This window comes from Pseudarthrobacter sp. NIBRBAC000502771, from assembly GCF_006517215.1.
Taxonomy (GTDB): domain Bacteria; phylum Actinomycetota; class Actinomycetes; order Actinomycetales; family Micrococcaceae; genus Arthrobacter; species Arthrobacter niigatensis.
Map to the genome: position 1 here is coordinate 577,838 of NZ_CP041187.1, position 23,806 is coordinate 601,643.

At 67.7% G+C, this 23,806-nt stretch carries 24 protein-coding genes; 8 read left to right on the plus strand and 16 right to left on the minus strand.

The genetic code is table 11. The features are described from left to right. Window positions 1-41: 41 nt before the first annotated feature. Window positions 42-815: an IclR family transcriptional regulator gene (locus NIBR502771_RS02750; RefSeq protein WP_141158365.1), complete on the minus strand. Its 774-nt coding sequence runs from the start codon at window positions 813-815 to the stop codon at window positions 42-44. Between the two features lie 231 nt (window positions 816-1,046). Here NIBR502771_RS02750 and NIBR502771_RS02755 point away from each other — a divergent pair, with 231 nt between their 5' ends. From NIBR502771_RS02755 to NIBR502771_RS02765, 3 genes are all read left to right on the plus strand, one after another. Beyond that, on the plus strand, window positions 1,047-1,739 hold the full coding sequence (locus NIBR502771_RS02755; RefSeq protein ID WP_210411311.1) for an ABC transporter ATP-binding protein: 693 nt from the start codon (window positions 1,047-1,049) through the stop codon (window positions 1,737-1,739). A 143-nt stretch (window positions 1,740-1,882) separates the two neighbouring features. After that, window positions 1,883-2,749 carry an ABC transporter permease gene (locus NIBR502771_RS02760; protein WP_210411313.1) on the plus strand — a complete coding sequence of 289 codons (867 nt, stop codon included), beginning with the start codon at window positions 1,883-1,885 and terminating at the stop codon, window positions 2,747-2,749. Between the two features lie 73 nt (window positions 2,750-2,822). Continuing rightward, window positions 2,823-3,902, plus strand: coding sequence for an ABC transporter substrate-binding protein (locus NIBR502771_RS02765; protein ID WP_141158366.1), 1,080 nt, complete (start codon window positions 2,823-2,825; stop codon window positions 3,900-3,902). A 112-nt stretch (window positions 3,903-4,014) separates the two neighbouring features. Here the strand turns inward: NIBR502771_RS02765 and NIBR502771_RS02770 are convergent, their stop codons facing one another. After that, window positions 4,015-4,878: an SDR family oxidoreductase gene (locus tag NIBR502771_RS02770; protein WP_141158367.1), complete on the minus strand. Its 864-nt coding sequence runs from the start codon at window positions 4,876-4,878 to the stop codon at window positions 4,015-4,017. A 119-nt stretch (window positions 4,879-4,997) separates the two neighbouring features. Here NIBR502771_RS02770 and NIBR502771_RS02775 point away from each other — a divergent pair, with 119 nt between their 5' ends. Further along, entirely contained in the window at window positions 4,998-5,372 is a 375-nt protein-coding gene (locus tag NIBR502771_RS02775; protein ID WP_141158368.1) for a helix-turn-helix domain-containing protein, read from the plus strand. Between the two features lie 167 nt (window positions 5,373-5,539). Beyond that, window positions 5,540-5,803, plus strand: coding sequence for a hypothetical protein (locus NIBR502771_RS02780; protein WP_141158369.1), 264 nt, complete (start codon window positions 5,540-5,542; stop codon window positions 5,801-5,803). Window positions 5,804-5,807: 4 nt separating this feature from the next. Here NIBR502771_RS02780 and NIBR502771_RS02785 read toward each other — a convergent pair whose 3' ends face one another. After that, a complete protein-coding gene (locus NIBR502771_RS02785; protein WP_141158370.1) occupies window positions 5,808-6,557 on the minus strand; it encodes a 3-hydroxybutyrate dehydrogenase in 750 nt (249 codons plus the stop codon). A 75-nt stretch (window positions 6,558-6,632) separates the two neighbouring features. Beyond that, on the minus strand, window positions 6,633-8,012 hold the full coding sequence (locus tag NIBR502771_RS02790; RefSeq protein WP_141158371.1) for an MFS transporter: 1,380 nt from the start codon (window positions 8,010-8,012) through the stop codon (window positions 6,633-6,635). Between the two features lie 127 nt (window positions 8,013-8,139). Between NIBR502771_RS02790 and NIBR502771_RS02795 the strand changes: the two genes are divergently transcribed. Further along, window positions 8,140-9,033, plus strand: a complete 894-nt coding sequence (locus tag NIBR502771_RS02795) for a LysR family transcriptional regulator (RefSeq protein WP_141158372.1) — start codon at window positions 8,140-8,142, stop codon at window positions 9,031-9,033. Window positions 9,034-9,088: 55 nt separating this feature from the next. On the opposite strand, the gene NIBR502771_RS02800 is transcribed toward NIBR502771_RS02795, so the two are convergent. Next, the gene (locus tag NIBR502771_RS02800) at window positions 9,089-9,988 is read right to left on the minus strand and encodes a spermidine synthase (protein WP_141158373.1); all 900 of its coding nucleotides are present in this window, start codon (window positions 9,986-9,988) and stop codon (window positions 9,089-9,091) included. A 151-nt stretch (window positions 9,989-10,139) separates the two neighbouring features. On the opposite strand from NIBR502771_RS02800, the gene NIBR502771_RS02805 reads away from it, so the two are divergent. Beyond that, on the plus strand, window positions 10,140-10,553 hold the full coding sequence (locus NIBR502771_RS02805; protein WP_141158374.1) for a VOC family protein: 414 nt from the start codon (window positions 10,140-10,142) through the stop codon (window positions 10,551-10,553). 111 nt (window positions 10,554-10,664) lie between these two features. On the opposite strand, the gene rfaE2 is transcribed toward NIBR502771_RS02805, so the two are convergent. From rfaE2 to NIBR502771_RS02855, 10 genes are all read right to left on the minus strand, one after another. Beyond that, window positions 10,665-12,194 (minus strand): D-glycero-beta-D-manno-heptose 1-phosphate adenylyltransferase, encoded by a 1,530-nt coding sequence (gene rfaE2, locus NIBR502771_RS02810; protein WP_141158375.1) that lies wholly within the window; start codon window positions 12,192-12,194, stop codon window positions 10,665-10,667. Next, entirely contained in the window at window positions 12,191-13,630 is a 1,440-nt protein-coding gene (locus NIBR502771_RS02815) for an aldehyde dehydrogenase (protein ID WP_141158376.1), read from the minus strand. The genes rfaE2 and NIBR502771_RS02815 overlap by 4 nt, the downstream gene beginning before the upstream one ends. An 85-nt stretch (window positions 13,631-13,715) precedes the next feature. After that, window positions 13,716-14,432, minus strand: a complete 717-nt coding sequence (locus NIBR502771_RS02820) for an SDR family oxidoreductase (protein WP_141158377.1) — start codon at window positions 14,430-14,432, stop codon at window positions 13,716-13,718. Between the two features lie 44 nt (window positions 14,433-14,476). Continuing rightward, a complete protein-coding gene (locus NIBR502771_RS02825; RefSeq protein WP_141158378.1) occupies window positions 14,477-15,868 on the minus strand; it encodes a PfkB family carbohydrate kinase in 1,392 nt (463 codons plus the stop codon). Further along, window positions 15,865-16,575 (minus strand): SIS domain-containing protein, encoded by a 711-nt coding sequence (locus NIBR502771_RS02830; protein ID WP_141158379.1) that lies wholly within the window; start codon window positions 16,573-16,575, stop codon window positions 15,865-15,867. Before NIBR502771_RS02830 ends, NIBR502771_RS02825 begins: the two co-directional genes overlap by 4 nt. Further along, entirely contained in the window at window positions 16,572-17,837 is a 1,266-nt protein-coding gene (locus NIBR502771_RS02835; protein WP_141158380.1) for a glycosyltransferase, read from the minus strand. The genes NIBR502771_RS02830 and NIBR502771_RS02835 overlap by 4 nt, the downstream gene beginning before the upstream one ends. Next, window positions 17,834-18,868: a glycosyltransferase gene (locus NIBR502771_RS02840; protein ID WP_141158381.1), complete on the minus strand. Its 1,035-nt coding sequence runs from the start codon at window positions 18,866-18,868 to the stop codon at window positions 17,834-17,836. The genes NIBR502771_RS02835 and NIBR502771_RS02840 overlap by 4 nt, the downstream gene beginning before the upstream one ends. After that, window positions 18,865-19,953 carry a glycosyltransferase family 9 protein gene (locus NIBR502771_RS02845; protein ID WP_141158382.1) on the minus strand — a complete coding sequence of 363 codons (1,089 nt, stop codon included), beginning with the start codon at window positions 19,951-19,953 and terminating at the stop codon, window positions 18,865-18,867. The genes NIBR502771_RS02840 and NIBR502771_RS02845 overlap by 4 nt, the downstream gene beginning before the upstream one ends. Next, window positions 19,953-20,489, minus strand: coding sequence for an HAD-IIIA family hydrolase (locus NIBR502771_RS02850; protein WP_141158383.1), 537 nt, complete (start codon window positions 20,487-20,489; stop codon window positions 19,953-19,955). The genes NIBR502771_RS02845 and NIBR502771_RS02850 overlap by 1 nt, the downstream gene beginning before the upstream one ends. 223 nt (window positions 20,490-20,712) lie before the next feature. Beyond that, window positions 20,713-21,669, minus strand: a complete 957-nt coding sequence (locus NIBR502771_RS02855) for a sigma-70 family RNA polymerase sigma factor (RefSeq protein WP_141158384.1) — start codon at window positions 21,667-21,669, stop codon at window positions 20,713-20,715. Between the two features lie 148 nt (window positions 21,670-21,817). On the opposite strand from NIBR502771_RS02855, the gene NIBR502771_RS02860 reads away from it, so the two are divergent. Next, window positions 21,818-22,867, plus strand: coding sequence for an NAD-dependent epimerase/dehydratase family protein (locus NIBR502771_RS02860; RefSeq protein ID WP_141158385.1), 1,050 nt, complete (start codon window positions 21,818-21,820; stop codon window positions 22,865-22,867). A 12-nt stretch (window positions 22,868-22,879) separates the two neighbouring features. Here NIBR502771_RS02860 and ccmD read toward each other — a convergent pair whose 3' ends face one another. Continuing rightward, entirely contained in the window at window positions 22,880-23,740 is an 861-nt protein-coding gene (ccmD, locus tag NIBR502771_RS02865; protein WP_141158386.1) for a heme exporter protein CcmD, read from the minus strand. Window positions 23,741-23,806: the final 66 nt, after the last annotated feature.

Below are 23,806 nucleotides of genomic sequence, written 5' to 3' on the forward strand. Positions count from 1 at the left end.
ACCTAAATTCACAATGTGGATAGAGGGAGGTGAAATCGTCGCTACTGCGGGATGGTGCCGCCGATGACCCTGGTACCCTCCTCTGCGGCCGCCAGCACCTGTTCCACCCAGGACGCGCAGACGTCGAAGGGCATCCTCAGGGCGGGCCCCATCACCGTAAGAGCGCCGAAGAGTTCGCCCTGGGGGCCGAAAATCGGCGCCGAGATGCCGCTGGCGCCGGACACGCGCTCACCGGTGGTGATGGCGAAGCCGTCCGCGCGGGCTTTGGCGACCGATTCTTCCAGGCTCGCGGCATCGGTGATGGTCTGGTCGGTCAGTGATGCCAGGCCCGACCGGTACACCCGCTCGGCAACTTCCGGATTCCAGGCCAGCAGGACCCGCCCCGCCGCACCCACGTGCAGCGGCATGATTTCACCGACACTTACCGCCCGCCGGAGCATGCGGCGGGTCTCGGCCAGGGCGATGCAAACCCGTTTCCCTTGGGATTCGCGAAAGATGCAGGCGGTCTCGCCCAACTCGTCACGAAGCCTTCGCAGCACGGGCGTCAGCAGCTCCAGGAAATCCAGCCCCTGGGTTGCCGGTGCCGCCCAGTGGGCCATCCGCACCCCCACCCGGTACCGGTCTCCGTGCCTGTCCAGAATCCCTTCCTGCACCATGTTCGCCACAAGGCGCTGGACGGTGGAGTGCGGTATCCCGGTGCTGGAACGGATCTCGGCCAGCGACAGCTCGGGCTGCGCGAGGGAGAAAGCATCGAGGATGGCAGTGATCTTCCGCAGGACCAACAGGGGCGTGGCCGACGTTTCGCTGGAGCTCATGGGGAAAGTGTATGAGCCGAGGGGTCGTTGAGTGTGACCGAAGTAACTGTTACCATCAGGTCCACATCATGATGGAGAACCCACGATGTGGCAGGAAAGACCTGCCGACGAGTAACACCACCAGAGGCCGCACGCAGGTCTCCGGACGCGGACCGATGCACCACTTTCGTTCCGACAGCGTGGACCAACAGGGGGAAACAAACGGCCGGAGTTGGCCGGGAAGAGGCAAAGATGCCAGCTGCACAGCCAGCCACGTCCGGATATGCCGTGGAGCTCACCGGGTGCACCAAACAATTTCCAACATCCGGGGGCGAGACCTACTTCGCAGTCCGCGACATTGACCTGAAGGTGGAACCCGGCCGCTTCGTCTCGATCGTCGGCCCGACGGGATCAGGCAAGTCCACCATCCTGAACATGGCAGCAGGGCTTCTGACTCCCAGCTTCGGAGAGGTCAAGAGCTTCGGAGAGCCGGTGGCGGGAGTGAACCGCCGGGCGTCCTACATGTTCCAGCAGGACGCCCTGCTGCCGTGGAAAACGGTCATCGACAACGTCAGCCTGGGCCTGACCATGGCCGGCGTCTCCAAGGCGGAGGCCCACTCTGAATCGCGGCGCTGGCTCGAAAAGGTGGGCCTCAAGAACTTCGCGGACCGCTATCCGCACCAGCTCAGCGGCGGCATGCGCAAGCGCACGGCCATCGCACAGGCCTGGATAGTGAACCCGGACATCCTCCTCATGGACGAGCCATTTTCAGCCCTCGACGTCCAGACCCGCCAGATCATGGAAAACGAACTCCTGCAGCTTTGGCAGGAATCCGGCAAGGCAGTGGTCTTCATTACCCACGACCTCGACGAAGCGATCGCATTGTCCGATGAAGTGGTCATTCTGGGAGCCGGCCCCGGGAGCACGGTGGTGGGAAGCTACTAAATCGACATCCCCCGCCCGCGCGACCTGCTGGATATCCGTGACGACCCCCGGTTTGTGGCGCTGCACCGCGAGATCTGGGGCCGCCTGAAAGTCGAAGTTTCAAAGACCTACGAAAACGCTATGGCGGAGGAAGGTGAAGCGGCGTGACCATACTCGGTTCACGGAGGCCCGGGTCCCGCGGGAACGGCTCTCCCGGCAGCACCCAGGACCGCAGGCCCGCCAGCCGGCCGGCCCGCCGGGGAGAAATGTCACCCTTGGCCATGCGGAGCATCCAGCTCCTCCTCACGGTTCTCGTCCTGGGAGCGTGGGAGGTCCTCGGACGGGCCGGGGTGATCGACGAATTCTTCTTCCCCCTCCCTTCGGACATCTTCCAGACCGTATGGCTCTGGGTGTCCTCAGGGTTCGTATTCCCCCACCTTTGGGTGACCATGCAGGAAGCCATCCTCGCCTTCCTGGTGGGAGCCGCCGTCGGACTTCTCCTGGGCTTTATCCTCGCCCGCGTCCGCTTCCTTGAGCGGCTGCTGGACCCCTTCCTCCAGATGTTCAATGCGCTCCCGCGCGTGGTCCTGGCTCCGATTTTCCTGCTGTGGTTCGGCCTTGGCATCTGGTCCAAGGTCGCCTTCGGCTTCACCCTGGTGTTCTTCATTGTCTTCTTTAACACCCTGGAAGGGGTCAAGAGCGTGGACCGGGTCCTGGTGGACAACGCCAGGATGCTGGGGGCCAGCGAAAAGCAGCTCCTGCGCCACGTCTTCATCCCCAGCGCCCTGACCTGGATCTTCTCCAGCCTGCATATCAGCGTCGGCTTCGCCATCACCGGCGCAGTGGTGGGTGAGTACCTGGGTGCTTCGGGCGGAGTTGGATATGCCATCGCCCAGGCCCAGGGCGTGTTCGACACCAAGGGCGTGTTTGCCGGGATGTTCATCCTCATGATCGTCGTCCTGATCATCGACCTCCTCGTCAACCGCCTGGAGCGGCACCTGCTCAGGTGGCGCCCGGTACGGTCTTCCTGACCCCTGACCCCGCCCGGCCCAAGAGCTGCTTTACCTGCGCAGAAACTCAACAACCCGCCTGAAAGGGACACTCATGACACAGAAAGCAACCCGGCGCCGTGGCCGGGTCCTCCTCCGGCCACTGACCCTCATTGCGTCAGTTGCCCTGGCGCTCTCAGCCTGCGGCGCACCCGCGGCGGCCCCTCCCGGCCAAAGCGGATCGGCCACTGCCGGCGGCGGGGGCGGTGGCAAGGTGGTGATTGGCGTCGGCGGACAGACCCTCCTGACCTACCTCCCGACCACGTTGGCCCAGCAACTTGGGTACTACAAGGATGAGGGCGTGGATGTTGAGCTCCAGGACCTCCAGGGCGGCTCCAAGGCCCTGACCGCCATGATCGGCGGCAGCACCAACGTGACCAGCGGGTACTACGAGCACACCATCCAGATGCAGGCCAAGAACCAGCAGATCAAAGCGTTCGTGGACATGGGCCAGTCATCCGGCCTGGCCCTGCTGGTGTCCCCGAAGAACGAAGGCCAGATCAAGTCCATCGCGGACCTGAAGGGCAAGAATGTGGGCGTCACAGCTCCGGGTTCTTCCACCGACATGTTCGTGAAGTTCCTGCTGGCCAAGAACAACATGCAGCAGTCTGATGCAGCTGTTTCCGCCATCGGCGCCGGCTCATCTGCCGTTGCCGCTGTTGAGCAGGGCCAGGTTGACGCCGCAGTGATGCTCGAACCGGACGTCTCAGTGCTTACCAAGCGCATCGGCCACAACCCAGTGGTCCTGGAGGATGTCCGCAGCTCCGAGGGCCTGAAGGAAGTGTTCGCCACCGATTCCTGGCCTTCCGCCTGCCTGTACGCCAAGACTGACTGGCTCAACCAGAACAAGGACACCGCCGCCAAGCTGGCCAAGGCCATCAAGCGGACCCTGGAGTACATCAACGGGCATTCGGGGGCAGAAATCGCAGCCAAAATGCCGGAAAGCTTTGCCGGCGGCGACAAGGATCTCTACGCCAAAGTCATCGATGACCTCAAGAAAACTTTGAGCAAGGACGGCACTTTTACCGACGACGGGGTCCAGGCAGTCCTGAAGACCCAGCAGGTAGCCAACCCGGATGTGGGAAACAAGGAGATCAAGCTTTCCGAGACCTACACCAACGACCTCGTTAAGTAGTGCCCACGTAGCACACCCGCCGGCGGCGAAGCGAATAACGCCGCCGTCCGGCAACCAGAGCGAAAGGTGCCCGGCCCCTATATGGGGACGGGCACCTTTCAGTTCGGCTGTCCTACGCGGCAGCAGCGGCGGCCCGCACCGCCTGGCCAAGGGACGTCGTCGGGCGGCCGATCAGCCGCCGGAGGTCGCCGGTGCTGACCATTAGGTCGCCGCGCGCAATGCCCAGGTCGGAATCCGCCAGGATCTCCGCAAAGGCTTCCGGCACACCCACGGACGCGAGCAGTTCCGCATAGTCCCCCGCGGGCAGGTCGTTGTAGCTGACGGCCTTCCCGGTGGCCGCGCTGATCTCCGCAGCGAGGTCCGCCATGCTGAAGGCCTCGTCGCCGCCAAGCTCGTAAACCTTGCCGGCCTGGCCGTCGGCCACCAAAACCGCGGCAGCCGCGTGGGCATAGTCGGCCCGGGCAGCGGCGCTGACCTTGCCGTCACCGGCGCTTCCCGCAACAGCGCCCTGCGCAAGCGTTCCGGGCAGCTGCTCCGTGTAGTTTTCCAGGTACCAGCCGTTGCGCAGCAGCACGAACGGAACCCCGGACTCACGCAGCAGCGCCTCGGTGGCTTTGTGCTCGTCGGCCAGCAACATGGACGTGGTGTCCGCGTTGGCGATGCTGGTGTAGGCCAGCAGCTCCACGCCCTCGGCCTTGGCCGCTTCGATAACGGTGCGGTGCTGGTCAACCCGCTGTCCCACTTCGCTGCCGGAGATCAGGAGCACCCGCGTGGCGCCCTTCAGGGCAGCGGCAACCGATCCGGCGTCGGCGTAGTCCATCGGCTGTACGCGTACCCCGCGCTCCACGAAGTCCGCCAGCTTCTCCACGGACCGGCCGGCCGCGACAATATTCCCGGCCGCCACCCCACGCTCCAGGAGTGCTTCAAGAACGTGGCGGCCCAACTGGCCAGTGGCGCCTGTAACAACAATGCTCACGATGATTCCTTTCGGGATTTTGCTCTGTCGAAGGGCACAACCGGCTCGTCGGCGGATAACTTCCCAAAAGGGAGTACGCACTCTGAAGTAAGGTACTGGCCCTGGAGTAAGCTGGCGGCATGCGAGCCGCTCCCCTGCCCATGGCCTTTGACGACGGCGTGTTCCCGGCCGGGTGCCCCAGCCGGACACTGCTCGACCACGTCACCAGCAAATGGGGCGTCCTGCTCCTCATTGCCCTGTCGGAGGGCGAACAGCGGTGGAGCGACCTGCGGCGGCGGGCCGAGGGCATCAGCGAGAAGATGCTGGCACAGACGCTGAAGACCCTGGAGCGCGACGGCCTGGTCAGCAGGAAAGCCCAGCCTGTCATTCCGCCCCGGGTGGACTACAGCCTCACCGACCGGGGCTACGAACTGAGTGCGCTGCTCGTGCCTCTGGCAGCCTGGGCTTTTGACCACGCCGAAGAGATCATCAGCGGGGCCGTCCCGGCCAAGTAGTCGCAGCACCGGAAAATGAGTACCTGTTACTGGTGTGACTGGTGTGAATAGCGCTTAGCGTAGCCGTACGGTGGCGGCCGGAATGGGAGGACCATCCTCCGCTGGGAGCATTCCGCCAACCAGCACCGTTAGCAGGCGGCAGGCTGCCGCTTGAAGGAGTTGGTCACATGGCCAGGGACTACGCACAGGATCTTTCCGGCATGGGCCGGCCCGTCAGCCTGGGGTCCGCCCTTTCCGGGGCATGGGGCCGCACGTTGACGGTTTTCGGCCCCCGCTGCCCTTACCGGGTAGGGGACACCGTCATGGGCGACGACCCCTTCAGCGGCAGGCGCGAAGGGGTCGTCGTGTGGCAGGACCGCCGGTCAGTGGGAGTAAAGACCCCGTACGGCGTCTTCTTCTTTGACCACCGGCTGGTCAAACCCCTGGACTGAAGTACTAACGGGCCGACCAGCCACCGTCCATGGTGTAGCTGGCGCCGGTGACCATGCCGGCGTCCGGGGACGCCAGCCAGGCCACCAGGGACGCCACCTCGTCCGGCTCCACCAGGCGCTTGATGGCGGCTTCGGTGAGCATCACCTTCGCCAGGACCTCGGACTCCGGGATGCCGTGCATCTTGGCCTGGTCCGCGAGCTGCTTCTCCACCAAAGGCGTGCGCACGTATCCGGGGTTGACGCAGTTCGACGTAACACCGTGCGGTCCCCCTTCAAGCGCGGTCACCTTGCTGAGCCCTTCCAGGCCGTGCTTGGCCGAGACATACGCGCTTTTGAACGGAGAGGCGCGCAGTCCATGAACCGAGGACACGTTGATGACGCGGCCGAACTTGTTGGCGTACATGTGCGGCAGGGCAGCCCGGATGAGCAGGAACGGGGCCTCCAGCATCAGGCTGATAAGCCTGCGAAAGTCTGCGGGATCGAACTCCTCGATGGGGTTGATGCGCTGGATGCCGGCGTTGTTGACCAGGATGTCGCAGTCAAGGCTCAGCCCGGCCAGGGCGTCGACGTCCAACAGGTCCACTTCCCAGGCGCTGCCGCCCACCTCATCGGCGAGGGACGTTGCGGCGGCGGCATCGACGTCGGCCACCACCACTTTCGCTCCGCGCGCCGCCAGTGCGCGCACGCAGGCGGCCCCGATTCCGCTGGCACCGCCGGTGACCAGCGCCTTGCGTCCATTCAACGTGTTGTCCATTCCAGTTCTCCTTGTGTACAGCCAACGACTTGCGCGCCCGGACGGTCCAGCGGCCGGGTCAACCCAACAGCCAGGTCAGCGGCGTCCAGCGGTCAGCAGCCCCTCGCGGGCCGCGTCTTCCTGGTCCACGTCCTCCAGGGCAATGCCCTTGGTCTCCTTCAGGCTTAGCACGGCCACCGTGGTGATGGCACAGGCCACCACCAGGTAGATGGCGGTGGGCAGCCACGAACCCGTGTCCTTCAGCCACTGGGTGGCCAGCAGCGGCGCCAGCGAACCGGCGAAGATGGACGTCACCTGCGAGCCGAGGGATGCGCCGGAGTACCGCATGCGGGTGGGGAACATCTCGGCCATGATGGCGGGCTGGCCCGCATACATCAGGCCGTGCAGGCACAGGCCGATGGTCACGGCCAGGACGATGACGACGGCGTTCCTGGTATCGAACATCGGGAAGGCGAAGAACGGCCAGGTGGCACCCAGGATGGCGCCGGCCAGGTAAACGGGCTTGCGGCCAATCCGGTCCGCGAGGCGGCCGTACTGCGGAATGATGGCGAAGTGGATGAGGTGCGCGATCAGCAGCGCCAGCAGGAGCGAGGAAGTGTCGTACTTGTGCACGCTCTTGAGGTACACGATCGCGAAGCTGACCACCAGGTAGTACATGATGTTTTCCGCGAACCGCAGGCCCATGGCCTGGAAGATGCCCTTGGGGTACTTGCGCAGGACCTCGAAGACGCCGTAGCTGACGGCCTGTTCCTTCTCCACCAGTTCCTTGGCTTCGAGGAAGATGGGCGATTCGCTGACGTTGGTGCGGATGTAGTAGCCCACGAAGACGATCACTGCGGAGAGCCAGAACGCCACGCGCCAACCCCAACCGAGGAAGGCCTCGCTGCTCAGGGTGGTGGACATGATGTACAGCACCAGGGTGGCCAGGAGGTTGCCGACCGGGACGGCCGCCTGGGGCCAGCTGGACCAGAAGGCGCGGGTCTTGTTGGGGCTGTGTTCGGCCACCAGGAGCACGGCACCGCCCCATTCGCCGCCCAGCGCGAAGCCCTGGATGAAGCGCAGGGCCACTAGCAGCGCGGGGGCCAGGTACCCGATGTCGGCGAAGCCCGGCAGGCAGCCCATCAGGAACGTGGAAACGCCGATGATGATGATGGTGAGCTGCAGCGTGGGCTTCCGGCCCAGCTTGTCGCCGATCTGGCCAAAGACGATGCCGCCCAGCGGGCGGGCGAGGAAGCCCACGGCATAGGTCAGGAACGCCTGGATGATCCCGTCCAGGTCGTTGCCTGTGGCGGGGAAGAAGTACTTGCCGAAGACCAGGGTGGCCGCGGTGGCGTACAGGAAGAATTCGTACCATTCCACCACCGTGCCCACCATGGAGGCGGCGACAATCTTCTTCAGGCCCGTTCCCTTGGGTGCATGCCCGGCGTCGTTCGCCAGGCCTTGCTCAATGCTCATGGTTCTCCTCAGTGTCCACATTGACACGTGCTGTGATCTCCAGCACAAGTGACTCAGATGAGTATTGCTGCACAGGTCCGGCTCTTCAATGGCCAAAGAGGCAGTCAACGTGTGCACAATTGCAGATATGAACGCGAACCCCGATGACCTGCTGGTGCTCCTGGCGGTGTCCCGCTCCGCCAGGTTCACGACGGCGGCCCAAGCCTTGGGCCTGAACCACACCACCGTCTCGCGCAGGATCGCCGCGCTCGAGAAGTCCCTGGGCGGCCGGGTCCTGTCCCGTGCCGCGGGCGGCTGGGAACTCACGGAGCTTGGCGAACGCGCCGTGCGGGCGGCCGAACAGGTGGAGGCGGTGCTGGGCACGCTGGGACCGGGCGGCCAGGCACCCGACCCGATTGCCGGCGTCGTGCGCATGACCGCGACGGATGGCTTCAGCGCCTACATTGCCGCCCCTGCCGTGGCACGGCTGCGCCGGGACCATCCGGGCCTGAGCGTGGAGGTGGTCACCATGACCCGCCGGGCGCTGCAGCAGCGGTCAGGGCTGGACATCGAAGTGGTGGTGGGCGAGCCGCAGGTGCACCGCGCGGAGGCCATCCGCCTGGGCGATTACCGGCTGGGCATGTATGCCTCCCGCGCCTACCTTGCAGAGTATGGGACACCCGCCACCGTGGCCGAACTCAACGGGCATCCGCTGGTCTACTTCGTGGACTCGATGCTCCAGGTGGACGACCTCGATGCGCCGCGGCGGCTCGTTCCCGCCATGAAGGACGGCCTGACCTCCACCAACGTGTTCGTCCATGTCGAGGCCACCCGTGCCGGCGCCGGCGTCGGCTTCCTGCCGTGCTTCATGGCCGACCTCCACGACGACCTGGTCCGCCTGCTGCCCGAAAAGATCGGCGAACTGCTCCCCTACTGGATGGTCCTGCGTCCGGACTCACTCCGCCGCCCCGCGGTGGCCGCCGTCGTGCAGGCCCTCAGGGAACGGATGTCCGAGCACCGCGATGCACTCCTGGGCCGCTGAAGACGATAACTGCGTGGGCCCACGCCCCCCGGGTTCCCTGGCCGTGCTTGCGGGGTCAGGGTGCGGGTGCGTCGTGGCGGACCGGAGCCCCCGCCGCGAATGCCCGCACCTGGTCGTCATCCCACAGGTGCGCCGGGACGGCCCCGCCGAGGAGCCGGCGGCGAAGCTGCGGATCGTCCCCGAAGGGCACGTCGCTGCCGGCCATCACCATGTTTCCGTACCGCCGGCCCTTCAGCATGGCGGGATCGGCAATGATCACCGTGTGCTTGAAGGCGGCCGCAATGGTGGCCGCGTCCTCCCGGGCGTTCTTCAGGTCCGGGGCGTCACCGGAATTGGCAACATACAGGCCGCCCGGCGCCAGGACCCGCTTGGCGTGCTGGTTGAATTCGGCGGTGGTGAGGGGCCGGGGGGTGAATGCCCCCGCGAAGACGTCGCGGATAATGAAGTCCCGGGTGTGCTCCGTGAGGGTTTCGGTCACGGCGCGGGCCTCACCCACGCGGATCCGCAGCAGGGGCGCCTTGGGAAGGTCGAACCAGCCGCGCACGTACTCGGCGAGCTTCCCGTCCAGCTCCACCACCACCTGCCGCGCATCGGGGTAGGCGGCGGAGAAGTAGCGGGCCAGGGAGCAGGCACCGCCGCCCAGGTGCAGCCCGCGCAGCTTGGCCGAGGAAACGTCCGACGGCGGCCACCGCGACTCAATGAGCGCCGCCATCCACCGCATGTACTCAAAGTCCAGGAACAGCGGGTCGGCCAGGTCAATGTGCGAGCTCATGACGCCGTTGATCTTCAGGAGCCAGCCGGTGGAGTTGTCCTGGTCGGCGATGAGTTCACAGTCGCCCGTATCGATGTAGTAGACGCCCTCTGCCGGGCCGTTCACCACAGCCCCCTTGGGAACCTCAACCACACCGGCTGCCGGGCGTCCGGCCCGGTTCGCCGACCGTCCGCGTTTCGCCATTGCCCGTTGCCCCGCTTCAGTCCGTGTGAGTTGTACAGGGTCAACCCTAGTTGCTGCCCGCCATTGGAGCTGAAGCGGGGCAACGGTCCCGAAGCCCGCACTGCCTGATGGAAGGCTGGTGGTCTGCGGCGGCGGGGTCAACAATGACAGGATGGAATACACAGCGAGGGTGGCTTCATCCGTCCAGTTCGTCTCGGAGCTGGACAGGTCCGTGACCTTCTACCGGGACCTGTTCAACTGCGTGGAAACCATACGCTCGGCCGACGCGGCCCTCCTCCTGGCGCCCGGAGGCTTCGAGCTCTACCTCATTGAACGCGGCCCCCGTGAAGAGCACTATTCGGGTGGCCTGGGGCAGCACCTGTTGATGTGGGCGACAGACACCGCTGAGGGCCTGGCGTACTTCGAGCGGGCGCTAAAAGACCTGGGGCGCTATACGGAAACCCGCGCAAAGGGCGGCGTCACCGTCGTCGAAGGCCGGGATCCCGACGGTATCCGCGTCATCGTCACCCACCCGGATCCGGCAGAAAAACCCCGTTCGGTCCTGGACAGCCACCTGTACAGCTGAGGCGAGTGCCCGAGGGCGCTGGAGGGTCAGTTGCCGAAAGCGGGGGGCGCGACGACGTCGGGCCGCGCCTCGGCTTCGTCCCTCGGCTGCCTGGCCGGGACGGGCTCCCTGCTACGGTGCCGTGGCAGCCCCCTGGCCGTCGCGGATCCGTTTCACCACGGCAGTGGTGGACCGTTCAGCCACGTAGTCCAGGATGGCCACGCGGCCGCCGTATTCTTCCACCGCGGGCGTCTCGGCCAGCATTTCGGGCGTGTAGTCCCCGCCCTTGGCGTACACCTCGGGCCGGAGCAGGCGGATCAGCGGGGCGGCCGTGGGGGTGTCGAACACTGTCACATAGTCCACGCAGCTCAGCGCCGCCACCACCGCTGCCCGGTCCGCCATGGTGTTGATGGGCCGGCCGGATCCCTTGAGCCGGCGGACGGAATCGTCGCTGTTCAGCGCCACCACCAGGATGTCGCCCAGCTGCTTGGCCTGGTTGAGGTACCGGGTGTGGCCACTGTGCAGGACGTCGAAGCAGCCGTTGGTCAGCACGATCCGCTGCCCCTGGGCGCGGTGCAGCTCCAGTTGGCGCTCCAGTTCCTCCTCGCTCAGGGCCGTATCGGCGAACGCCTCCAGGTACCGGCTGAGCTGGGCGGTGCTGCACACCGAAGTGCCGGGCTGGTGGACCACCACGTCGGCGGCCGACTGTGCCAGGTCCAGGCTGGCCGTCAGCGGGAGGCCTGCGGCACGGGCCAGCGTCAGGGCCGCCACGAACGTATCGCCTGCCCCGGACGCCTGCTTTTCGGCGGCCGGCCGCGCCCACGTCCGGTGCCGCACGCCGTCGGGCGTCAGCAGGACGGTTCCGTCCCGGTCCAGGGTGACCACCACCGCACGCGCGCCGGTACTGGCCAGCAGGTCTGCAGCGGCGCCGCCTACGGCGTCCACCCTGCCCTGCCCCTCCGGCAGCCTGCGGTCGAGCAGCCGCGCGGTTTCCTGGGCATTCGGCGTCACCAGGTCCGGCCGCAGGGCCGCCCACGGCCGCGGGTCGTGGGCGTCAACCACCACCAGTGGCCGGCTTTCCCCGGTCCAGTTCCCCAGGGTTCCCGCCAGTGCGGCGCGGACGGGGCCTGCCACCACCCCGGTCCCGTAGTCGCAGACCAGCACGGCGTCCTGGCGTTCGACGGCGGCCCGCACCGAGGCGGCGAGCGCGGCCAGGGCGTCAGCCGGGACAGTGCCGGCCGAGTCGTCGAGGCGCAGCATCACCTGGCCGCCGCTGCTGATCCGGATCTTGGTGGTGGTGACCATATCCGGGTGGGTGTGGAGGTGCCGGACGTCGATGCCGGCGGCGGCAAGCTGCCCGCGCAGGTCCTCGCCGGCGTCGTCAGTGCCGATGATGCCGGCCACTGCCACCTTCGCTCCCAGGGCCGCAAGGTTCATGGCGGTGTTGGCCGCCCCACCGGGAACCGATTCGCGGGTTTGGATGTCCACGACGGGGGCGGGAGCTTCCCGGCAGAGCCGTTCGATGCTGCCGCTCCACCAGCCATCGAGCATCACGTCGCCGATCACCAGGATGGAGGGGTTTTCGGCGGCCAGCCTTCCCGGCAGCCAGTCAGACAGCGCCCGCTGGGTTGAGAGGTCGATGGAGTCCGGGGACGCGTTCATGGCTGGTCCACTTCGGCACGGCCGGCCCGTGCATAGGCCGGCGGAGCTTCGATGTGCACCACCTTGACCTGCGTGAATTCGTCCAGCAGCTCGGGCCCGTAGCCGAACCCGGCGCCGCTCTCCCCGCGGGGCTGGGCTGCCCCGCCCGGAGCGCCGCCAAAGACCGCGTTGACCTTAACCGTTCCCACCGGCAGCGCGGCCACGGCCTGCTGGATGTGCGCAAGGTTGCTGCTCAGGACGGTGGCGGCCAGGCCGTACCTGCCGCTGCACGCCAGGCGCAGGCCGTCGTCGAACGTGTCCACCACCTGGACCGGGGCCACCGGGCCGAACGTTTCCTCCGCCATGACCTGCATTCCTTCGGTGCAGCCGACCAGGACGGTGGCGGGGTAGAAGGATCCGGGCCCGTCCGGCAGTGCACCGCCTTCCACGGCGCGGGCGCCGCGGTCCAGGGCCTCCGCAACATGCCCGTGGACGGCGTCGCGCATCCGTAGGTCAACCAGCGGCGCCACGGATCCGTTGCTGTTCCGGAGGGCAGCCTCGGCTTCGAGTGCGCTGCAGAACGCCTCGGCGATGTCTTGATGGACGTAGATGCGTTCCACGGCGGTGCAGATCTGGCCGCTGTTGCTGAAGGCGCCGATGGCGGCCTGTTCCGCAGCCCACGCCGGGTCCACGTCGCGGTCCACCACCAAGGGATCGTTGCCGCCGTTTTCGCGGATGACGTGGGCACCGGTACGGGCTCCTGCCTCCGCGATCCGGGCACCTGAGGCGCTGGAACCGACGTGGGCGAGCACGTCCACGTCCGCCCGGGACAGGGTTGCCCCCACCCCTGCGCCGCCGGAGAGGGTCAGGAAGACGCCGGCGGGAAAGGCCGGTGCCAGGACTTCGCCCAGCGCCTCCCCCAGCCGGGGGCAGCGCTCGCTGGGCTTGTGGATGACCGCGTTGCCCGTCACCAACGCGGCCCCGATCAGGCCGCAGGCTACTGCCACCGGGTCATTCCAGGGGGTCAGCAGGACGGCCACGCCGCGCGGCTCGGCGATGGTGTAGTCGGAGGCGAGCCGGCTCCCGCGGAGGCTGTGGCCGCGGTGCACCGGGCCCAGTTCGGCATACTGCTCAAGGGTGGATACGGCGGCGGCGATTCCGGCAAGCGCTTCTTCTTCGGGCCGCCCGGTTTCGCTGGCATTCAGCCCGGCGAGCTCCCGGCCGGCAGCATCCAGCGCCTTGGCGGCGGCGCGAAGGGCCGCGCCGCGCTCGGCCGGAGCTGTCGCCGCCCAGCCGGGCGCAGCTCTGCGGGCCACGTCCACAGCATCATTCACTGCGTCCGGGCCCGCCTGGGGCACCGTCCAGAGCACTTCACCGGTCCGCGGGTCCTGGATGGTGATGCCGGCGCCCTCGACTGTTTCCTTGCCTGCGGTTGTTTCAGTGGCTGTGGTGGGCATGGTGTGTTCCTCCCGCCTTTCGGTGCTGGTATGTCGGTGCTGGTGGTCCTGCTGTGCCGCCAGGGTGTGGCGGCCTGTGCCCGGTTTAGGGCCAGGAGCCCTCTTCCTCGTGGCAGATCAGCATTTCCCTGACCTCGCAGCCTGTGGGCTGGTTCAAGGCGAACAGGATGGCCTGTGCGGTGTTGGCGGGATCGTTGAGCCGGGAATCGTCCTGCGGTTTGTACTGCTCGGTCCGGTCATCGAAGAACCGGGTCTTCATGCCGCCCGGAATCATGGTGGTCACGCCGATTTCCCCTCCGGTTTCCGCAGCCAGCGCGTGGCTGAATCCCACCACGCCGAACTTGGAGGCGCAGTACGCGGTGGCATCAGCCACGGCGCGTTTGCCCAGGGTGGAAGCTACGGTGACCACGCGCCCGTGGCTTTCCTTCAGGTACGGCAGGGCGGCGCGCACGGTGGAAACGGTGCCCATCAGATTGACCCCGATGACCTTCTCCCACTCGGTGGCTTCGACGTCGGCGAGCTTGCCGCAGCGGTCGATCCCTGCCGCGGTAACCACCGCGTCGAGGCCGCCGAGGGTTTCCGCGGCTTCCCGGACTGCGTGCTCCACGGCAGCACGGTCAGCGACGTCCACTTCGAACGCCTTGACGCCGGAGACGGTACTGATGTCGCGGTCCAGGACCACCGGAGTGCCACCGGAGCGGAGGACTGCTTCGACGACGGCGGCCCCCAGTCCGGAGGCACCTCCGGTGACCAGGACGCGTCCGGGCGTGGTGGCAGCAGTTGCGGTTGATTCTGCGGTCATGGTGTTCCTTTCAGTGGGAAAACAAGACAGAAAAGGGAAGTGGTTCAGCTGACCTTGGCGAGCGCGTCAGCCAGGCCGGTGGTGGAGCGGGCCGGGTGGAAGGGAACGGTGAGGCAGCGGCCGCCCCACCTTTCCACCAGGTCGGCCTCGGGCAGGCGGGCTCCCTTGTAGTCGCCGCCCTTGACCCAGATGTCGGGGCGGAGCCGGTCCAGGGCGGCTTCCGGGGTGTCCTCATCGAAGACCATCACCGCGTCCACGCATTCCATCGCAAGGAGCAGTTCGGCCCTGTCGTGATGGCCGATAATGGGACGCTGCGGGCCTTTGAGCCGCCGCACCGAGTCATCCGAGTTCAGGCAAACGATGAGGCAGTCCCCCAACCCGCGGGCTGCGGTGAGTGACCGGACGTGGCCGGCGTGGATCAGGTCGAAGCAGCCGCCGGTGGCCACCACCGTCCCGCCGCGCTCGCGCACGGAACGGGCCAGGAGCAAGGGTTCGGTGGTGCGCCGGCCGGCAGCCGGCGCCGGATGTCCGGCGGCAGCGTCGGCCCCTGCAGTGTCCGGCAGGGCCGAGACGCCCCCGGCCGCCAGGAAGTCGGCGGCATCGTGGACTGCCAGCGCGGCAGCTTCCGGAAGGTCGCTGCCGGCCAGGAGGTGCACGGCGAGGCTGGCTGCCAGGCGGTCGCCGGCCCCGCAGGGGTCGCCGGCTTCCACCCTTGGCGCGGGGACGGCCCGGGCAGAGGTATCACCCTGCCGGAGCAGGACCGCCCCTTCCTCGCCCCTGGTCACCAGCACGGCCCGGCTGCGCCACCGCTGGAGCAGAATTTCCGCCACGGTGTCTGCCGAGCCTGCAGCGCTTCCGGAACCAGCTTGGACGGCTTTGGTTGCTTCAGAAATGTTCGGTGTCACCACGGCAACCCCGGGCACCGGTTCCGGCCCTGAAGGGTGCGGGTCCCACACAATGGGGACCTCACCCGCCAGCCGGCCCAGCAGCGCGCGGAGCCGGGGGTTGGCCGCCAGCCCCCTGCCGTAGTCGGCAACGATGACCACGCCGGCCTGTTCCACGGCGCGGAGCATCGCCGGGCTCACGTCCGGAACCGGCGTCTTTTCACAACCCTGGTCGAAGCGGACCACCGGATGCGAACCCGCCCGGACCCGGGTTTTGACGGGCGAGGGATAGCCACTGGTGCCCGCGACGAGCTGCACCCCGGCCAGGTGTGCACGCAACTGGCTGCCGGCGTCGTCATTGCCAAGGACCGTCACCAGAGTGACGGGCCAGCCGTCCTGGGCCAGCATGCGCGCCACCAGGCCTGCGCCGCCTGCGCGGCGTCGGACACCCGAAATGTCCACCACGGGAACGGGGGCATCCGGGCTGAGCCTGGTGGCCTCACCTGAAAGGTCGACGTCGAGCATCACGTCTCCCACGACGACGACCCTCATGCCCGGCCCCCTCTCGGGAACCCGGACACTACGGACGGGGTGTGCCGGGCAACCTCAAGGTCGAAGGCCCGGCAGATGGCATGCAGGGCGATCAGGTGCCCTTCCTGGGCGTTGGCGTTAAGGGCGTCGATCATGACGGCCTGGTCGCAGACGTCCGCCAGCGGATTGGGGCCGGAGCCGGTGAGCGCCCAGGTGGTCACGTTGAGCCGGGCCGCCGCTTCTGCGGCGCGCAGCAGGTTGGGGCTCTTGCCGCTGGTGGACAGCAGCATCAGCACGTCACCGGAACGGCCGTGGGCGCGGACCTGCCGGGAAAAGACCTCGTCGTACCCGTAGTCGTTGGCGATGGCGGTGACCGCCGACGACTCCGCGTGCAGGGAGATGGCGGAGAACGGGACCCGTTCGCTGTCGAACCGGCCCACCAGTTCGGCGGTGAGGTGCTGCGCCTCCGCAGCTGAGCCGCCATTGCCCGCGGCCAGGATCCGCTGCCCGCGCAGCAGGCGCTGGGCAAGCTCCACGCCCCAGGCGGCCAGCCGGCCGGACTGGCTGCGGAGCGAATCAAGGGCCGGAATGACATTGTCCAGGTGGGTGCGGACGGCCTCGGCGCTGGCGGGGTCCACGAATGTGGCGCCTGGGAGCACCGCGGGCAGCGGCGGTGCTCCGGTGAGGGTACGGAGGTCTGCTTCGCGCAGGGACGATTCGGCAGTCACAGGGCGGCTCCTTCCATCGGTACGTTCCCGGCCGGAACGCTGGCCGGGGCACCGGCCATGGCCAGCTGGTAGGCCTTTTCGGTTTCCGCTGCCACCCGGTCCCAGGAGTAACGGGTGCGTGCGCGCCGCTCCCCGGCCTGGCCGAGTTTTGTCCTGAGGGCGGGGTCTTCCAGCAACAGTGACAGTGCCGAGGCGATGGCCTCGGGGTCCCGTGGCGGGACGTGCAGGCCCGTGGCATGGTCAACCACCGTGTCCCGGAGGCCGCCCACGGCTGCTGCTACTACCGGGACGCCGCAGGCCATCGCCTCGAGCGGGACGATGCCGAACGGTTCGTACCAGGGTGCGCAGACCACGGCATCGGCACTGCGGAAGATGCCGGGCATCTCCGTCCGGGCCACCTGCCCCTGCAGGGTCACGTGTTCAGACACGCCCAGCCCGGCGGCAAGGTCCAGCAGGCGCCGGATCTCGGGGTCGGAGTGCATGACGTTGGTGTCCCCCCCGCCGCCCACGATCAGGAGTTCGACGTCGTCGAATCCCGCCGCCTTGAGGTACGGGAGTGATCGGATCACCAGGTCAACGCCCTTGCGTGGCACCAGCCGCCCCACCGACAGGATCCGGTAGCGGCGCTTTCTTTCGGCCACCGGCCCATTTGCCGAGAAGAAGCCCAGGTCCACCCCACAGGGCGCAATGGAGATCTTGCCGGTGGCGATGCCCATGGCCTTGAGCTCGAAGACCTCGTCTGAGCAGGTAGCGATGATCCGGTCGGCAGCGCGTCCCACGCCGGGTTCCAGCCAGCGGCGTGCCTCCGGGCTGGTGTCCTCCGCGCCCTGGTGCCTCCGCTTGACGGTACCCAGCGCATGGAACGTCTGCAGCATGGGCACGCGGTACCCGGCGTCGGGCCGCCTGGCCGCCTCCAAGGCTGCCAGGCCGGACATCCAGAAGTGGCCGTGCACCACGTCCGGCGGCCGCTGCCCCCAGTCCCTGGCCACGCCGTCCGCGAGGTCGCCCATGTAGGGCAGCAGCTGGTCCTTGGGCACGTGGCGGGCGGGCCCGGCGTCCACGTGGACCACGTCGAACCGGCGCCCCACCCGGACCCGTGCGGGAAGCTCCGTTGCGTCCCTGCGGGTGTAGACGGTGACGTGGTGGCCGCGCTTGGCAAGGGCCTCGGACAGCGCGGCAACATGGACGTTCTGCCCGCCTGCGTCCACGCCGCCCAGTGCCGCCAGCGGACTGGCGTGCTCGGAAATCATGGCGATCTTCATGGTGTCTTCCTCTCCCGTGCCGGAACGAGGATCCGCTCGTCCGGCCGCTCGTTAACGGGGTGCCGGGGCCGGTTCCGCAGGTCCGCCAGGAGCCCATCCCAGCGGTCCTGGAACTTGCCCAGGCCGTAACGCTCCAGCGCCGCCTCCCGGGCGGCGAGTCCCCGCCGTCGGGCTTCATCCGGATTGGCCACCAGCCGCGCCGCACAGCGGAGCAGCTCGTCGACGTCGGCAGAGACCACGCCGGCTTCCTGCGGCACGGCACGTGGGGCCTCAGTGGTGGCAAGCACCACCACCGGCATGCCCAGGTGCATGGCTTCCAGGAGGGACAGCCCCAGCGAGGTCCAGCGCATGGGATGGACGTAGACGCGGCAGCGGGCAAGTTCCCGGTGCAGGTCCCGTGTCTTCAGGTCGCCCCGGGCCGTCACGCGTGAAGCCTCGATTCCGGTGGCTGCCGCCAGGCCTTCCGTCTTCATGCCGAACACTTGCAGCGGAGCCACCGAAGCGAAGGCCGGCAGCAAGTCCGTTCCTGTGACCCGGCCCCGCCGCACAGGTTCGTTGACCACTACCCCCAGTTCCGGCAGCTCACCGGTGTATAGCTGTCCGGGGTCCGGGATTCCGTGCTCGATCACGGTGATGGGAGCGGAGCCGTTGTCCCAGGCCAGGCGGTTGAAATGGGTTACGTGGACCACCGGGATGCGGTCCTGGCCGGCGAGCGGGTGGCTGGTGTTCGGGAAATTTCCCTTGGGGGTGTTGTGCTCCACGAACACGGCCGGCAGGTCGACGCCGGGCTTCCGTCCCAGGTTTCGTACCACTTCATCGATCTCTTCCGGGCGTTGGAGGACGACGGCGTCCACGGCGTCAGCGTCGAGCGTGGCCAGGTCCACCTCCCGCACTGATTCCGGCCAGTCCCTGCCGGCGCGGCCCAGTCCCCACGCGCCGCCTCCGGGCAGGACGGGAAGCAGGTACTCGTGGCGACCGCGGACAAAGGCATCCGTCCAGGAACCGTGGACATGCCAGAGCAGGATCCTCATCTGTTGCGGGCCTTTCTACGGGTGCTGACGTGCGTGCTGAAGGAGCTCACTCCACTTACCAGGCGCTCCACCGCTGCCACCACTTCCTCCGGCGACACCGAATCGAGGCACGGGTGGCCCGGTACCGGGCAAATCCGGGCCCGGGTCATGCGGCACGGCGCATTTTGGTCTCCGAGGAGTTCCAGCGGCACGCCGTAGGGTGCCCAGCGGATCGCAGGGACCACGGGGGAAAACAGGCAAGCGACAGGCGTGCCCACCGCGGCCGCCAGGTGGGCCGGGCCGGTGTTGCCGCTGATGACCGCATCGGCCCCGGCCATGACGCCCGCCATAGTGGCAAGGTCGGTGCGGCCGCCCAGGTCCAGGGCGGAGGGGCCTGCCACCGTGGCCGTGAGCGACGTCTCGCCGGGACCGCCGGTCACCACCACGCGGTACCCGGCCCCCTGGAGGAGTTCGACGGCGGCAGCATGGTGCAGCGGAGGCCACGCCCTTGCCGGGACGGCCGCGCCGGGGTGGACCACGACGTAGGGTCCGGTACCTACGAGGGCAGCCACTTCGGCCACGGAGTTGAGGCGCAGCTTTCCGTCGTCGCCCGCCGGGAGCCGGAAGCCGGCGGCTTCCGCGATGCCCAGCGCCCGTTCCGCTTCGGGCTGGTCCTCGGGGAAGTCCTCCCCCGGTTTCAGGCGGACATCGAGCAGCGAGCCAGCGTAATCCGTGGAGGCACCGGTGATGCGCTCCACGCCTGCCAGGCGCAGCAGGAGAGCCAGCGGCAGGGGCGATTGGTGGAAGGAAGTGAGGATGACGGCTTCGGTGATGCGGGAATTGCGCACGTATTCGATCAGGCGGTCCGCATGCGGGCCCGTCATCCGCGGCGCCGGGTTCATGATCCACGGGCTGTCCCAGCTGTAGACGTCATCGACGCCCGGGAGCATGGCAGCGGCGGCTTCACCCTGCCGGCCGCACAGCATCACCACGTGGTTGGTGCTGCCGCCGTGCTGGGCGCGGCCGTTGGCCACCGCGCGGACGGCCGGGCCGGAGAGGAGGACATCGCCCATGCTGTCCAGCCGGGCCACCAGGACGCGCCCCATCAGGGCAGCTCCTGCAGCAGGCCCACGGCTGAGGACAGGTCGGAGGCGACCAGCCGCGCCGCGGCCACCTCCTCGGCGCGGGTCACGGGCGTGGGGACCAGGACCCCGGTGGCGCCGGCAGCTTCGGCGGCCCCCACGTCGGCGCCAATGTCCCCGATAAGGGCGGCTTCCGATTCGTGGATCCCAAGTTTGCGGCAGGCGCTGTGCACCATGCCGGGAGCCGGCTTGCGGCAGGAACAGCTGTCCTGTTCCTCGTGGGGGCAGACCTCCCACACATCGAACGGCCCCAGGAGTTCTTCCACCCGGGCATTGACTTTTGCCACGTCGTCGGCCGTGATCAGGCCGCGGGCGATGCCCGACTGGTTACTGACAACCCCAGTGGCAATTCCTGCCGCCCGCAGGCCATCCAGCACCTCTTTCGCGCCGGCCATCGGCCGTACCTTGCCGGGATCCCCGTTGTAGGGCACATCGACAACCAGGGTTCCGTCCCTGTCGAACAGGACAGCCCGGAGCGTGGACATTTCAGAGCTTCCCATAGCCAACCAGTTCCCTTCTGCTGTTGCTCCTAAACAAGGCCCCGTGCCTTTTGGCCGCATCCGCGGCGTACCGGTACCCACCTTGAACAGGCAAGATAAGGAGTGCGCCGCGCAGGCGTTGGGACTGCTACGCCGTGCCGGCGATGCAGCTCTGCGCAGCAACAGCCACTTCTGCTGGGTACCGGTACCCGCAGCCGTGCCGCCGGAGCGTGCAGTGCGGCCGCTACCTGGCCCCCGTGCCGCCGTGGCGCCGGTCCGCCCGCTTCGCTGCGGTGGAGTGTCCGGCCCTCAGCGGCCGGTGGAAGGGCGCAACCGTGTTGGCAGGGTGGCCCCGCCGGACTGCGCCGCCCGGCGTTGCATCGCCGAGTGCCCCGTCCACTGCTCCGGCACGGGCGCCTTCCTCCAGCCTGCGATGCAGTTCCACCAGCACCTTGGCCAGGCGGCGGGAAACCTGCATCTGGGACATGCCCAACCGCTTCCCCAGCTGCACCTGGGTTTCCTCGCAGAAGTAGCGGCGGTACAGGAGCTCGCGGTCCGAGTCGTTCAGGTCCTGCATGGCGTCGCGCAGGCAGGACAGTTCTTCAAGGCGCTCCAGCGGTGTCTCGGGGCACGCCAGCACCTCGCCGATGGATGGTGCATCCGAGTTGGGGTTGACCGCGTCCAGGGAATCGGGGTGCATGCTGCTGGACGCCGACATGGCCTCCTGCACCTCGGCCGGATCGCTCCCCAGTTCGCTGGCCAGCTCCGTCACGCTGGGATTCCTGCCCAGCGACTGGGTCAACTCCGGCTCTGCCCGGAACAGCCGGGTCCTCAGGTCCTGGATGTGGCGCGGCGGGCGGACCACCCAGGTCCGGTCGCGGAGGTACCGCTTGAGTTCGCCGGTGATGGTGGGCGCAGCGTAGGCGGGGAAACTTTCCCCCTTGGCCTGGTCGAAGCCACGGGCTGCCTTGACCAGGCCAAGATAGGCAACCTGGTTCAGGTCTGCCCGCTCCCTGCCGCGGGCTTCGAAGCGCGCAGCCAGGGCTTCTGCAAGGTCCAGGTATTTGAGGACCAAATCGTTTTCGAACGTCTCGCGAAGCCGCCCGGAGGTGGCGGGCGGAGTGTGGTTTTGTGCTGGTACCGGCTGCCGGCGGTGGACGGGCGCAGCGTCGACGGCAAATGCGGCAAAGGATTCGGGCATGATTGTTGGTTTCCCTCGGTCTGGTTCCGAAAGCCTGCGGCAAGACTTAGAAGTAGGAAATCATAAGCTTGCTTATAAAACAATGCTCCTCCGCTATAAGCTCTGAAAGTAGGGGGAAACTGGATCGAGCCGCCAAGGAGTCTTAGGTATGCGCATCGCCATTACGGGAGCCAGCGGAAACGCGGGGACAGCACTGCTGCGCAACCTGCAGCGCCAGCTGGCCAGGAAGCCCGGCAGCCTGCAACTGGTGGGAATCAGCCGCAGGCTTCCCGATACGTCCGGGGAACCCTACAGCGGCGTGGAGTGGCACACGCTGGATGTGGGCCTGGAGCGGGACATGCCCCTGCTGGAAAAAGCGCTGGCCGGGGTCGATGCAGTGGTCCATTTGGCATGGCAGATCCAGCCGAACCGCGATCTGGACCTTCTGCACCGGACCAATGTCACGGGGACCGGAAATGTCCTGGAGGCGGCTGCACGCGCGGGAGTCAAGCAGGTTGTCTGCGCTTCCTCGGTGGGCGCGTACAAGGCGTCCGGCAAGGACCAGCGGCGGGACGAGTCATGGCCGGCAGATGGCATGGCAGGCTCGCATTACAGCCGGCACAAGGCAGAGCAGGAGAAGCTTCTGGACGGATTCATGGCCGCACACCCGGACATCGCCGTCGCGCGGCTGCGGCCTGCGCTGATCTTCCAAGGACAGGCCGGGGCTGAAATTGGCAGGTACTTCCTTGGCCGCGTCTTGTCCCGGCTGGTACCACACAGGCCATGGCTGCCCATCCTGCCGGTCCCTGACAACCTGGTTTTCCAGGCAGTCCATGCGGACGACGTTGCAGAGGCCTATTGGCGGGCAGTCGACCAGCGCGCCAGCGGAGCCTTCAATATTGCCGCCGAGCCGGTCCTCACGCCCCAGGAACTGGGCCGCATCTTCGGCGCGAAGAGGATCCTACCCGTCCCCATGCGGCTGCTCCACGCACTGGTGGACCTGACGTGGCGGGCCCGGCTGCAGCCCACAGACGCCGGATGGGTGGAGATGGCTGCCGGCGCCCCGATCATGGACACCAGCCGCGCGGAACGCATCCTGGCCTGGGAGCCGAAAGTGGCATCGATCGATGCCGTCAAGGAGCTGCTTGTGGGCATGGGAACGGGGGAAGGAGTCAGTCCTTCCCCCGCCCTCAAACCCCGCGCCCGCCGGCGCCGTTGATTGAAGCGTCGATTAGATGCCGGCGCCCTGGTCGCCGCCCCGGTCGCTTCGCACGTCTTCGCCCGAGGCGGCATCCCTGGTCTCTGCATGGCGCCTCCGTCCCGGCTCGGCCTCCGGCGTCCTGTCGCCTGCACCGGCACCGGCACCGGGAAATTCGCGGTCCCCGCCAAGGCCGCGTCCAGCGTCTTCGCGCCCATCGTCAACATAGCCCGGCTCCCCCTGCGAACCAGCCCCAACATCTGCGGCGGATCCTGACTGGGCGGCACTGCGTCCGGCGTGGCCCAGCTCTTCGTTTGCATCATGCCTGGCGCCGTAGGCTTCGGTGCGGTCCTGGCGGGCGTCGTGTATGACGCGCCGATCCGTCCCGGCGTCGTGCGTTTGCGGTCGGTCCGAACCGGCGCCATACCCCTGGGCTCGATCCTGCCCGGCGTCGTGGACATCGTGACGATCGTGCCCGGCATCCACTCCGCCTCGTTCCTCCCGGGCGTCCTGCACCGCGCGGCGGTCCTGCCGGCTGCCGTCCGGGCCGACGTCGGGATCAAGCTCGTCTGCCTTCCGGGCGCGGCTGGCAACGTCGCCCCGCAGGGACTGGGCTTCCTGGCTGCGCTGTTCAGCCTCTTTTTGCAGCCGCGCTGCATCTACCTTGGCCTGCTCCGCATCCGCACGGGCCCGGATGGCCTTCGCTTCACGCTCGCGGGCATCGATTTCCATGTTCTCGGCTTCGCGCCGGATCTCGGCCGCCTTCTCCCGGTGTTCCTGGTCCCGCTTTTCCTGCATTGCCTTCCGGCGCCTGCCTCCGGCCAGGAGCAGCAGCACGATCAGCGCCACCACAACAACGGCAACTACAACCCATACCCATGGAGCTGTGTCCACGTTTCCCACCACTTTCCACTTCGTTGTGACCGGGCAGGCCCTCGCCTTCCGGCTGACATTTTTGGA